Origin of the sequence: Emergencia timonensis, from assembly GCF_900086585.1 — a bacterium.
GTDB lineage: Bacteria > Bacillota > Clostridia > Peptostreptococcales > Anaerovoracaceae > Senimuribacter > Senimuribacter timonensis.
In genome coordinates, this window is the sequence record NZ_FLKM01000009.1 from 1,303,433 (window position 1) to 1,316,321 (window position 12,889).

General features: G+C 45.9%; 11 protein-coding genes. 5 read left to right on the forward strand and 6 right to left on the reverse strand.

Features of this window, described 5'->3' with window-relative positions:
* Positions 1–43 precede the first annotated feature (43 nt).
* Together spoVG and purR are read right to left on the reverse strand one after the other, a co-directional pair.
* Positions 44–328 (reverse strand): septation regulator SpoVG, encoded by a 285-nt coding sequence (spoVG, locus tag BN6539_RS17125; protein WP_067541241.1) that lies wholly within the window; start codon positions 326–328, stop codon positions 44–46.
* 80 nt (positions 329–408) lie between these two features.
* The gene (gene purR, locus BN6539_RS17130) at positions 409–1,218 is read right to left on the reverse strand and encodes a pur operon repressor (protein WP_067541243.1); all 810 of its coding nucleotides are present in this window, start codon (positions 1,216–1,218) and stop codon (positions 409–411) included.
* 786 nt (positions 1,219–2,004) lie between these two features.
* Between purR and murC the strand changes: the two genes are divergently transcribed.
* The 5 genes from murC to mfd are packed head-to-tail and all read left to right on the forward strand — an operon-like array spanning position 2,005 to position 9,130.
* A complete protein-coding gene (gene murC / locus BN6539_RS17135) occupies positions 2,005–3,381 on the forward strand; it encodes a UDP-N-acetylmuramate--L-alanine ligase (RefSeq protein ID WP_082907585.1) in 1,377 nt (458 codons plus the stop codon).
* Between the two features lie 12 nt (positions 3,382–3,393).
* Positions 3,394–4,089 (forward strand): hypothetical protein, encoded by a 696-nt coding sequence (locus BN6539_RS17140; RefSeq protein ID WP_067541247.1) that lies wholly within the window; start codon positions 3,394–3,396, stop codon positions 4,087–4,089.
* Between the two features lie 42 nt (positions 4,090–4,131).
* Complete coding sequence (locus BN6539_RS17145) at positions 4,132–5,082, forward strand: ribose-phosphate diphosphokinase (RefSeq protein WP_067541249.1); 951 nt, start codon at positions 4,132–4,134, stop codon at positions 5,080–5,082.
* A 39-nt stretch (positions 5,083–5,121) separates the two neighbouring features.
* Positions 5,122–5,706, forward strand: coding sequence for an aminoacyl-tRNA hydrolase (gene pth / locus BN6539_RS17150; protein ID WP_067541251.1), 585 nt, complete (start codon positions 5,122–5,124; stop codon positions 5,704–5,706).
* Positions 5,699–9,130 (forward strand): transcription-repair coupling factor, encoded by a 3,432-nt coding sequence (gene mfd, locus BN6539_RS17155; RefSeq protein WP_067541253.1) that lies wholly within the window; start codon positions 5,699–5,701, stop codon positions 9,128–9,130. Before pth ends, mfd begins: the two co-directional genes overlap by 8 nt.
* 52 nt (positions 9,131–9,182) lie before the next feature.
* Here mfd and BN6539_RS17160 read toward each other — a convergent pair whose 3' ends face one another.
* From BN6539_RS17160 to BN6539_RS17175, 4 genes are read right to left on the reverse strand one after another with little or no spacing between them, the layout of a single operon-like run.
* Entirely contained in the window at positions 9,183–10,703 is a 1,521-nt protein-coding gene (locus BN6539_RS17160; RefSeq protein ID WP_067541255.1) for a M56 family metallopeptidase, read from the reverse strand.
* Positions 10,696–11,082 (reverse strand): BlaI/MecI/CopY family transcriptional regulator, encoded by a 387-nt coding sequence (locus tag BN6539_RS17165; RefSeq protein ID WP_067541257.1) that lies wholly within the window; start codon positions 11,080–11,082, stop codon positions 10,696–10,698. The genes BN6539_RS17160 and BN6539_RS17165 overlap by 8 nt, the downstream gene beginning before the upstream one ends.
* A 31-nt stretch (positions 11,083–11,113) precedes the next feature.
* A complete protein-coding gene (locus BN6539_RS17170) occupies positions 11,114–12,445 on the reverse strand; it encodes an MATE family efflux transporter (protein WP_067541259.1) in 1,332 nt (443 codons plus the stop codon).
* On the reverse strand, positions 12,438–12,884 hold the full coding sequence (locus tag BN6539_RS17175; protein ID WP_067541261.1) for a MarR family winged helix-turn-helix transcriptional regulator: 447 nt from the start codon (positions 12,882–12,884) through the stop codon (positions 12,438–12,440). The genes BN6539_RS17170 and BN6539_RS17175 overlap by 8 nt, the downstream gene beginning before the upstream one ends.
* Between the last annotated feature and the right edge of the window lie 5 nt (positions 12,885–12,889).

Here is a 12,889-nt window from a genome sequence, read left to right on the forward strand (position 1 = left end):
ATCTCCAGCCATGAAATGACTGGAGATCAGAAATATTCGTATTCTATTCTTCTGGCGCTTCTGCATCCTTTTCTGCCAGAACCTTTTCGTATTCTGCAAAGATCGCTTCTTTGATCTTATTTCGGGTTTCAGACAGAAGTGGGTGAGCAATGTCTCTGAAGTCACCTTCTCCCATTTTTCTGCTAGGCATGGCAATAAAAAGACCGTTCTGGCCTTCAATTATCTTGATATCATGTACTACAAATTCATCATCAAAAGTAATTGATACTACGGCTTTCATTTTACCTTCATCATTGATTTTACGGATTCTTACATCAGTTATGTTCATACTTGACCACCTTTCTTGCCTTCTCCTACTATAGATAGAGATATTATACATCATTTAACAAAATTTGGCAATACTAATAACTAAAATATCTGATAATTCGGAATGACTTCAATGGTTTTTTGCTCTTCATCTACGTCGCCTAGGAAGACAATGGCCGTATAATCATCTATTTTCTTTTTTTCTGGCAACATGCTGGCGATGGCGATGCCAGTGCCGACAACAGTAACTTCGAATTCGGACAAAATATCAGAAATCCCTTTGGTACTGCCGCCCCCTCGCATAAAATCGTCTATGATAATGGCTTTTGATCCTGGGACTACAGCTCTTTTGGATATGGACATTTTTTGCACTCGGTCGTAAGAGCCGGAAAAGTAATTGATACTGACCGTAGAACCTTCTGAGACTTTTGCTTCTCGTCTGATGATAATCAGAGGAAGATTTAATTGGCGTGCGACCATAGAAGCGAGGGAAATACCCTTTGTTTCCACCGTAGCCACGTAATCGGCCTCTTTTTCTTTAAATTTCTTAGCAAAGACTGTTGCCAATCGATTCATAAGGTGGGTATCGAACATGATGTCGGAAGTATAAAGAAATCCTCCGCCCAAGATACGACTGCTGTCTTTAATGCGGCTGCAGAATTCCTCTTGCAAAACCAAAAGCTGTTCGGGAGTAATATCGGGACTGAACCTGACGCCGCCCTTTGCACCGGAAATTGTTTCTATATAGCCTGTTCCTGTAAAACGTACAGCCGTATCGGCTATGTTGATATCTTCACTGATGCTGGATTTTGCAACATCAAAAGCATCGCAAAAGTATTGCAGCGGGTATAATTTGTTAGGCGTATCTGTCAGAGTTTTGATGATTGCTCCAACACGTTCTGTTCTTTTCATATTCTGCCACCTCCAGTTTCCTATGTACATATTATTTCTTTTTTTATTTTTTGTCAAATGGTAGGCAAATTTAATGGAAATATGTTATAATGATTCCGTTAATCTTAACGACTGCGTCGCAAGGAAAGAATCATTGAAACACGAACCGCGATTTGAATCGCAATGGAATGTTCGTGTTATAATAAACGCAACGTTCTCACAGCCTCGCCTTTTTGCCCCGACTTTAGTCGGAATGGCAAAACGGACAGCGAAGCGAGCCGTGCGAGCGTAGGAGTATTGCGAAGCAATACGTTGCTGCAAGGAAGCGTTTATTGAATCATGAATTTCGATTCTATTTTCAGAGGAATATTCATGGTATAATATTGCCGTATGATTATAAAGACCTTGCTGTAAGGTAAGCGACATTGAATCATGATAATCGATTCAGGCACTTTTGCCGGATTTAAAGCGAAGGGGTATATCTTAGGGCTTCATGCGTTTGCCGTGGAGTCGTGTAATAATGCTCTTGCCATCGAGCGGGGTTTATGGCAGAATGATGTTTGTATTTAACAATTTCACCGCAAATCAGGAACCATTGCGGTGGATTTATACTATTATGTATTATAATGGAAAGTTTGTGAAACAATAAAGAAAGAACGCATGACGGAACCAAAGTTTCCTATGCACTCATGCCGCCACGGGGGCGGCAACAATTAATGTACCTTCTTTGAAACATAGGGAAATATGTCCTGCAGACGATAGTTCCTATGCTATAAGAATAAAAATTGGATCTGGAGGATTAGGTTGATGATTAATTTATCTGAATATAAAAATATACACTGTATCGGTATTGGAGGAATCGGTCTTTCTGCCATAGCAGAAATTTTGATTTCGCGAGGATGCCACGTTTCCGGGTCAGATATGAAACGATCAGATATTACAGATAATTTAGAAAAACATGGAGTAAAAATTTATATAGGCCATAGAGCGGAAAATGTAGAAAACGCAGACTTGATTGTATATTCTGCAGCCATTGCAGAAGAAAATCCTGAAATCATCAGAGCCAGGGAAAAGAATATCCCTTTGGCGGGCCGGGCTGAAATCCTGGGGGTACTGATGGACGACTTTGAAAACAGTATTGCAATCAGCGGAACCCATGGGAAGACTACAACCACTTCTATGGTTTCTTTAATTTTAGAGCAGGCAAAGCTGGAACCAACCATTTTGGTAGGCGGTAACCTGGCAGAAATTGGCGGAAATGTAAAGGTGGGTCACAGCAAGTATTTTGTTACTGAAGCCTGTGAATACAGAGACAGTTTTCTGCAGCTGAGGCCGAAAATTGAGGTAATACTTAATATCGACTCTGACCACCTGGATTATTTCAAGGATATTGAACATATCGTAAGTTCCTTTGATAAATTTGCAAAGATTGTGCCTGAGGATGGAAAAATCATCGCCTATGATGCAAATCCTTTTGTCAATCAGGTCATCAAGGACATACCTGGTGCAATTACCTATGGATATAACGAAAACTGTACCTATTATATCACCAATGTGGCATTTGATGGAAATGGAATGCCTGTTTTTGATGTGAATTACCAGGGAGAACATTTGGGAAAAGTGCAGCTTTCGGTGCCGGGAGAACATAATATTCTCAACGCAGTAGGCGCTTTTGCCTGTTGTCATCAGCTGGGTGTTGCGCCTGCGGTCATCATTGACACACTGGACAAGTTCAAAGGCACGCAGCGGAGATTTGACATCGTGGGAACTACAAGTGACGGCGTAAAGCTGGTTGACGACTACGCCCATCATCCGACAGAGATCAAAGCGACCCTTTCTGCCGCCCACAATATTCCGCACAACAGACTTTGGTGTCTCTTCCAGCCGCATACCTATACGAGAACGCTGGCGCTTTTTGATGACTTTGCAGAAGCGTTTGCAGAAGCGGACATTTTGATCTTAGCTGAAATATATGCGGCAAGAGAAAAGAATATCTATAAAATTTCTTCCAAGGAGCTGGCGGAAGAAATTAAAAGGGTACATCCTGATAAGAAAGTCTACTATATGGACACTTTTGAAGAAATCGCCAATTATGTAAAGAAAAATGCAGAAAAGGATGACCTGGTCATCACCATGGGCGCAGGCGATATTTACAAAGTCGGCGAACTGATTATTTCAGAATAATGGAGAGGGCATATGGATTTTAATCAATACAAAGAAAAAGAACAAAAGCGATTAGAAATAGCCATCAAGCATCTGGAAAACGGGGTTGACTTTGTGGATATCAATACCGCTTATATCGATGAAGGTGTGACGATTGGCAGAGGAACACTGATCGGTCCCTGCGTAACAATAGAAGGCGATACTGCCATCGGAGAGAATTGCCGGATTCTGCAAAACAGCAGGATCAAAGATGCAAAGATAGAAGATGATGTGGAAATTCAAACGTCTGTTGTGCTTGAGAGCCAGGTCGGAGCAAAGAGCAAGGTCGGACCTTTTGCATACCTGAGACCAAAGAGTATTATCGGAAAGGAATGCAAAGTGGGGGATTTTGTGGAAGTGAAGAATTCGTCCTTTGGGGACGGTTCAAAAGCATCTCATTTGACCTACATTGGGGATTCAGACGTGGGCAGGGATGTCAATATAGGCTGCGGCGTCGTATTTGTCAATTACGACGGCAGCCAGAAACATCGTTCAACTGTAGGGGATGGAGCTTTTATCGGATGCAACACGAATCTGGTATCTCCAGTAAAGGTTGAAGACGGTGCATATATAGCAGCGGGAAGCACGGTGACGAAAGATGTTCCAGAAGACGCGCTGTGTGTAGCGAGAGCAAAACAAAAGAATATTGAGGGTTGGGCAGCAAAAAGAGGACTTTACAACAAGAAATAATTCAAACAATGAACAAGCGAAGAAAGAAGAGGTGTACTAGACATGAAAAATGGCGCATTTTCAGATTACAAGGTATTTACAGGCAACTCACACACTGAACTTGCTGAGGAAATTGCATCAATTATGGGAAAACCCCTGGGAAAAGCTACAGTGACAAAATTCAGCGATGGAGAGATTTCCGTGAACCTTTGGGAATCTGTAAGAGGTATTGACGTATATATCGTTCAGCCTACTTGTAATCCGGTCAATGACAACTTGATGGAACTGCTCATCATGATCGATGCGATGAAGAGAGCTTCTGCAGGAAGAATCAACGCAGTCATTCCGTACTATGGTTATGCAAGACAGGATAGAAAAGCGAAAGCGAGAGATCCAATCACAGCAAAGCTGGTCGCTGACCTGATCGTTGCGGCTGGAGCAGACAGAGTTGTGACCATGGATCTGCACGCAAATCAGATTCAGGGATATTTCAACATTCCTGTAGATCATCTGGTCGGTATGCCGATTCTGGCAAGATACTTTAAGGAAAAAGCGCTGGAAGATGTCGTCATCGTGTCTCCTGACCACGGCAGTGTAACGAGAGCGAGAAATATGGCAGAATATCTCAATTGTCCAATCGCTATTGTAGATAAGAGAAGACCGGAACCGAATAAGAGTGAAATCATGAACATCATCGGAAACATTGAAGGCAAGAATTGTATCATCATCGACGATATGATTGACACTGCAGGTACGATTACCAATGCAGCCAATGCAATCAAGGATCTGGGGGCTACAGCAGTCTATGCCTGCGCAACGCACCCTGTACTTTCCGGCCCTGCCGTAGAACGAATTGAGAAGTCTGCCATTGAAGAACTGGCTCTTCTCAATACTACCCCAATTCCAGAAGAGAAAAAGATCGACAAGATGAAATTCTTGTCTGTAGCGCCGATTTTTGCAGAAGCGATGACAAGAGTATTCACGAACGGATCAATCAGCAAATTGTTTGATTAGTATTAAAAATGAATAAATAGAAATAGAAGGAATAAATTTATGTATGTGATAGCAGGACTGGGCAATCCCGGCAAGAAATACGAGAATACGAGACATAATATGGGATTCATCACCATAGACCAGCTGGCGGAGAAGCACAACATAAAGACTGATAAGTTAAAATTCAAGGCTTTGGTCGGCGAGGGAAGAATCGCCGGCCAGAAAGTCTTGCTTGTAAAACCGCAGACTTACATGAACCTCAGTGGAGAGTCTATTCGAGAGGTGATGAATTTCTACAAACTGGAACCGGAAAATCTGATCGTCATCTATGACGATATCGATATCGAAGCGGGGACCCTCCGCATCCGAAAGTTTGGCAGTGCGGGAACACATAATGGAATGAAATCTGTGGTGTACCAGCTGCAGTCAGATCGGTTTCCACGAATCCGACTGGGCATCGGCAGCCAGAAGAAAGGCGACCTGGTCAACTTCGTCATCGGCGGATTTTCCAAAGAAGAAGTTCCTGTGCTGGAAGAAGCCGTGAACCATGCGGTGCTTGCCATAGAATGCATCATTGAAGATGGCATCGATAAAGCCATGAATCAATACAATACTAAGAAAAGGTCTAAGAAAGACGATGAATAAAAAGGGAATTATTAATATTTCGGGTGTTTCCGAAAGCTGCTCAGCGCCGATAATTTCTGATATCGTAAAAGAAGAAGGACAAAGCTTAATTGTAACAGCGACTTTCGCAAGAGCAAATAAATTAGCTTCGGATCTTTCTTTTTTTTCGCAAAAGGAAATTTACGTGCTTCCGGCAGAAGATCAGGTCTTCCTGCGTTATGAAGCGAAGAACCACGATCAGTTAATTGAGAGATTAAAAATATTAAAGGCGTTACGAACCAACGAGGATTGCGTTGTCATAGCGCCTGTTTCTGCTGCCGTAAAAAAGATCACGCCGCACAAAAACTTTGAAAGCGCTTCGCTGAAAATCACTTTAGGTGATGACATCGATCCGGAAGAAGTGAAGCGGACTCTCGTAAAATTGGGATATGAGAGGATGGAACTGGTCGATACCAGGGGACAGTTCTCCATCAGAGGGGGCATCATCGATATCTTTACGCCGGACAGTGACAATCCGTATCGAGTGGAGCTCTTCGATACAGAGGTGGACTCTATCAGGACCTTCGATATCGATACCCAGCGTTCTGTGGAAAATCTCAAGTTCATAGAGGTGTATCCAGCAGAGCAGATGCTGGCGGACAAGAGTATCTTCAACGATGCGGCGGATAATTTGTATAAAGAATACACAGCTCAAGTGAAGCGGCTTGTGAAAAAGGGCGACGACTTTACGGAGGCTGCGGAGAACCTTACGAAACGCCGCGATGAACTCTGCGAATATATCAGAAACGTGTCTAACCTGCAGCTTTTGGAGAATTATCTCCATTATTTCTATGAAAAGACAGAGTATCTCTGGGATTACATGGAAAAGGGCATCGTCATCGTCGATGATCCCGACCGGATCTGTGAATATCTTGACACGAGAAGTGCGGAGACCAAGGACGATTTCAAAGTATTTTTGGAGAGGGGCCAGGTCATCCCCAAGGATATGGAGCTGGTTTCGGGCAAAGAGGACTTTTTTAAGATCTACGACAGGGAATCGGTGTACATACTGACACCTTTCCCCAAAGCGATCAAAGGCGTGGACTCCCTGGCAGAAGTGAGAAACCTTCACAGCAGACAGATGATCACCTTCAGCGGACGCATGGATGTGTTGGAAAGTGAGCTTGCCAGCTTTGCGAAAAAGGGTTATCAGATCCACATTGTCTGCTCCAGCAAGGAAAGAATCGACAATTTAAAAGAATTTGCCGACCGTATCGGCCTTTTAGAGAAAGTGATCTTTGATGAGGGGACTTTATCGGCGGGAATGGATTTTCCTAATGAGAAAATCTGCTATATCAGCGAAAACGATATCTTCACCGGTCAAAAGTCTGTCAGACGTAAGAAGAAAAAGAAAAAGACCAAGTCGGAGCAGATCCAGTCCTTTGCCGATATGAGCAAGGGAGACTACGTCGTCCACGAAAATCACGGCATCGGTAAGTTTTTGGGTATCGAACAGCTGACGGTCCAGGGTGACAAGAAGGATTATCTGAAAGTCAAATACGCTGGCAACGATATGCTCTACGTGCCAGTGGAACAGATGGACATCATCCAGAAGTATATCGGTTCTGACGGTATGTCTCCTAAAGTCAATAAGCTTTCCGGCGGAGACTGGAAGGTTACGAAGGCGAAAGCAAAAGCGGCTATTGCCGAAATGGCAAAAGAACTGCTTGATCTTTACGCCCAGCGAAAGATGCAGAAGGGCCACGCTTTCAGTGAAGACACCGTCTGGCAGAAAGAGTTTGAAGACGCCTTTCCTTATACGGAGACCGACGATCAGCTTCGTTCCATTGAAGAAATCAAAGAAGATATGGAGCGTCCGGCGGCTATGGACCGGCTGCTCTGCGGTGATGTAGGCTTCGGTAAGACCGAAGTTGCGGCAAGAGCCCTCTTCAAATGTATCGCCGATGGAAAGCAGGCGGCAGTTCTGGTTCCTACGACGATTTTGGCCAATCAGCACTACTACACTTTGAAGGAACGATTTGAGCAGTTTCCTCTGAAGGTGGAAATGCTGTCCAGATTCCGTTCCGATAAACAGCAGGAGCAGATCATCGACGAACTGAACAAAGGGCAGATCGATCTGATCATCGGAACCCACAGGCTGCTTTCGAAAGACGTGAAGTTCAAGGATCTGGGCCTTTTGGTCATCGACGAGGAGCAGCGCTTTGGCGTAGCCCACAAAGAGAAGATCAAACAGATGAAAAAGAACGTCGATGTGCTGACCCTGTCTGCAACGCCGATCCCGAGGACTCTGAACATGTCCCTTACGGGAATCAAAGATATGAGCCTGATCGAGGAACCGCCGGAAGAACGGTATCCCGTACAGACCTACGTTTTGGAGCAGGATGACTCTATGATGAAGGAGATCATCACCAGAGAACTGGACCGGGGCGGCCAGGTCTTTGTGGTGTACAACAGAGTCAGAGGCATCAATAAGATTGCAGACACCATCCGGGATCTTGTCCCAGAGGCGCGGGTGGTAGTGGGCCACGGGCAGATGAACGAACACGTCCTGGAGGACGTGATGCTCAGCTTCATCAACGGCGAGAACAACGTGCTGGTGGCCACGACCATCATCGAGTCCGGCATCGACATCTCCAACGCCAACACCATGATCATCATCGACGCCGACAAATACGGACTTTCTCAGCTCTATCAGCTCCGCGGGCGTGTAGGACGCTCCAACAGAATGGCTTACGCCTACCTGATGTATCAAAAGGACAAAGTCCTCACCGAGGTAGCCGAAAAACGTCTCAAAGCGATCAAAGAGTTCACCGAATTCGGCGCTGGTTTCAAAGTCGCCATGCGAGATCTGGAAATCAGAGGGGCGGGAAATCTGCTGGGCAGTGAACAGAGCGGCCATATGATGAACATCGGATATGAACTGTATTGTAAGCTGGTAGACGACGCGATCCGCTCCCTGCAGGGTGAAATCGTCAACGAGAACAAAGAAGAGATTTCTGTTGAGCTGATGGTAACCGCCAATATTCCGAATTGGTATATCGAGAATGAAACCCTCAAGCTGCAGATGTATAAGAAAATCGCCGGCGTCAGAAGTGAAGCCGATGAAGACGAAATGATCGACGAGCTGATGGACCGTTTTGGCGATGTGCCGAGAGAAACGCTGAATCTGATCAGAATTTCCAGAATCAGGAGTCTGGCAGAAGATCTTTCTGTCACTAGAATTCACGAGCAGCAGGGCAAGGTGATCGTGACCTTTGCAGAAAAGAACCCGCTGAATGGCTATGCTTTGATGAACGTCAATGATGCCTTTGGACAGAAAGCCTTTGTCCACGGCGGCAAGGAACCGTTTATCAGACTGACGGTGAGAACTGCAGATAAGCTGCGCGACACGGTCAGGCTGCTGCAGATTTTGGAGGACCAGAAGAGTGGCGTGAAGGTAAGTTAATAAAAGTCGTTGACCAGTGATCGGGAAGATCAGGTCAACGACTTTTTTCTTTCTAAAAGGCTACAGCTTGCACATAGGGATAATAATTTTCTAATAGTTTGACATTTATTTTTTTCCCCTCATAGGATGTACGCCAGTTTTCAAAATCAGGGTTTTTCCAGAGACTGCCGTCCTTGCATTCGATTTCTTTGTCACAGTAGAGCACGTAGGCAATCTTTGCTACGTTAGCATCTGTTCCGAAAATATTCAGCGACCAGCCGCCGAACTCATCAAAGGTTTCACCTGGCAAAATCTCAATCAAAGTATCTTCAGAAAGGCAAAGATAGGTCTTATCTGATTGGCTGTCTGTACTCCGCCAGTCGATCTTCAGGGGATTTCCTTCTTTATCAAAAGCCAGCATTCCACATTGAACTCTGATGATTGTTTTTTTCGTATTATTCGTCCTCACATCGTGAACATAAGGATGTCCGTCTTCTCCTTCATAGCGTTCCATGGTCACACGTTCTAAAACCATCGTCTCTGCGGCAGGAGCAGCGGACTGCATGGGAGCGCTTTGTCCATCCTCCTTTAAGGAACAGCCGGTGGCCATACCTGCAGCTATGGCTGCACAGAGCAGAACCACAGTCAGGGTCAGGGTCAAAAAACGGACAGACTTGGACGCCTGTTTGTAGTGACTGATTGCTCGCAGTCTTTCTGCAAGCAGCTTCCCATCCTCATTGAGGGAAAGCGCCAATCGATCTCTTTTGTTCTCAATGCCTGAACCTGCCGCATCTAACAAGACGTTGCCGTAGCTTTTGCGCCTGTCCGAATCAAAGCGGGAGATGACGGCCTCATCACAGGACAGTTCGCAGTGACGGCTGACCTGTTTCCGGATCCAATAGACCATAGGATTGAACCAATGCAGACATAGTGTGATTTCGACCAGCCATTTGTAAAAAAGGTCGCCGCGGCGGTAATGGGTCAGTTCGTGCATAAATATGTATTCCAGTTCTGTATTGCTGTAGACTTGCGCGGGCAGGACCATCGTCGGTCTGACCAATCCTGTGAGCAGGGGAGCCTTTATGAAGGAATTCGTACACACGGTTATACTTCTTTTGATGCCCATGGCAGCCTTCACCTTTTGCAGCACAGTGGGTAACGGACCTTCGGCAGCCTCCTTGCTTTGACTTCTTATAGCAGAAGCAGCCTGGCCGTATAAATAGAGTTTGCGCAAGAGCAGAAGCAGGGCAAAGGCCAGCCATGCCGCACTGAAAATGTGACTTTCCAGCATCGAAGACAAGGAGACCGCAGACATCGGACCGCCGGGATCTGAGATAGAAAATCCATTTCCATATTTCAGAGGGCTAAGGCCAGCAGCTTCTGTCAGCGGATTTTGCCCTACAGACTGCAAGATAGGCTCCCCTTTGATTTGTGGACCGAAAGGCAGCAGCATACGCATCAAAACAAGCAGCCAGATATAATAGTTCCATCTTTTGCTGAATTGACGGAGGATCGGTCTTAATAAAACCAAAGCGAAAGCGAGCAGGGTACCAGACAGTGAAAGTGAGAGGCAGAGTGTGAAAAGATTATTCATGGTTTTTACCTTCCTCTTCCCAAAGTGCGTGCAATTCTGCCAGATCTTCTGAAGTCAGATTCCCGGAGGTGATCAGCGCCGACATCAGACCTTTTACACTGCCGCCGTAAACCTTTTGGAGGAAGGATTCCGTCTTCGCTTTCGTGAATTCTTCCTCAGATATGACGGCGGTGTAGTAATAGACCTCTCTCTTTTCCTGGATTAACGCGCCTTTCTTGACCAGTCTTTTGACCAATGTATTGACGGTAGGGCTTTCCCAGTTCTTCTGCTGGGTCAGTACAGTACGGATATAAGAATAAGTGACAGGGCCGGGATGTTCCCAGACTACCCGCATGATTTCAGCTTCAGCATCAGAAATCTTGTTTACCTTCAGGTTCAAGAGACTCACCTCCATATGACAATTGTTATATCTATGATTCCATGTTACAACTGTCATATGTGTTTGTCAAGGGAGATTTCGCAGCGTCATATTTTTTTGCGGCTAGTGCGATCCCGGCCGTGATCATCTGAGAAAGCGGAGCGGAGACCCAGATGCCGGTGATGCCCCAGAATCTTGGAACGGCCAGGAGGAGCAGAAACAGCATGACCGGCTCTGCGTAGACCAGAATATAGGCGAAGTTATTTTTCTCCGTAGCGTAAAAACCAGAAGTGGTGACTCTGACAAAAGCCAGGAACAGAAATCCGGCGATGAAATATGGCAGGATTTCTGCTACTTCTCTCTGAACAGTGTCTGATGCGCCGAAGAGAGCTGCTGCATCAGAGCGGACGGCGAAGAGCAGAATCATGCAGGCGAGGGCGATGAACCCTGCCGTGACATAAGCCAATCGCTTGGTCTCTCGCACTTCTGCAAATTCCTTTTGCCCATAGTAACGGCTGATCAAAGGCTGGCAGCCGTCGCCAACGCCCTGCAGCAGCAACACGATGATCATAGTGATATAGGCGATGGCGGCGTAACAGGCTACAGCATCTTCTCCGCCGTAAAGCATCGCAAACTTGTTCATCAATATCAAAATGATATTGGGCGAGAATGTGAGCCCAAAAGGGGAAAGGGCAATTCTCAAAATACTGGTTGCCGCTGTTTTGGCGGCGGACAAGCTGGGAAATGAGAATCCTGTTCTCACTTTGATAAAGTAGCAGATGCAGACGGCCATGGTCACGCCCTGACCAATGATGGTGGCTGCTGCCGCACCTGAAAGACCGTAAGGAAATACCCATACCAGCAGATAGTCAAATATGATGTTAGTCAGGAATCCTGCGATCATCGCGTACATGGCAGCCATGGAACCGCCCATATTTCTGATCAGGGGGATGAATCCGGTGCCGAAAATCTGAAAGACTGCGCCCAGGACGATGATCCTCAGATATTCCTCTCCCATGGTGAGCAGTTCTCCTCTGGCGCCAAAAGCGCTTAAGAGGGGATGTATCGTAAGGGTCAGCAGCGCCATCGTCAGGAGACAGACGGAAAACAGGAGAAGGATGGTGGTATTAAAGTAATCCTGTGGATTTCCATTCTGTGCTTTTCCCCTGTGGATGGAATACTGCACGGCTCCGCCCATGCCGATGCCTGTTCCAAGCGCCTGCAGAAGTGCAGTAACCGGGTAGGCGATATTGATCGCGGCAAGACCGGCATCGCCGATGCTGTTTCCGATGAAAAATCCATCGACGATGGCGTAGACGCCTGAGAGCGCAAAGGCCAGTACGGACGGAATCACATAATAGAAAAATTCGGCTTTTCTACTCATGGTTCATGCCCTCTTTGAAGTAGTCGATAAACAGCGCCGTGTTCTCGATCAGGGCGTCCGCCCGGTCTTTCCCCATTTTTTCCATCGCCTGTGTCTCCAGTTCCATGAGCTTTGGAATGACGTCTTGTGCGTATGCAATGCCGGCATCGGTGAGACGGATGCCGCGTTTTCTGTGGTCGTAAGGAGTGGAACCGAAGAATACCAGCTCTTTTTTCTCAAATTCCTTGAGAATCGTATTGACCGTCTGCTTCGGCAGCATCCATTGGTCACAGATCATCTTCTGCGTACAATAGTGCTTTGCGTTCCATAGAGAGTAAAGGATGAGCAATGCGTTATAAGAGATGTCGTGTTTCTTTGCCCAATCTGAATAAATTCTATTCGTTTCACGCCAGACGTGATAATAGCGTGCGACTTGTTTTGATGCTTCATTCGTAGTCATATGTA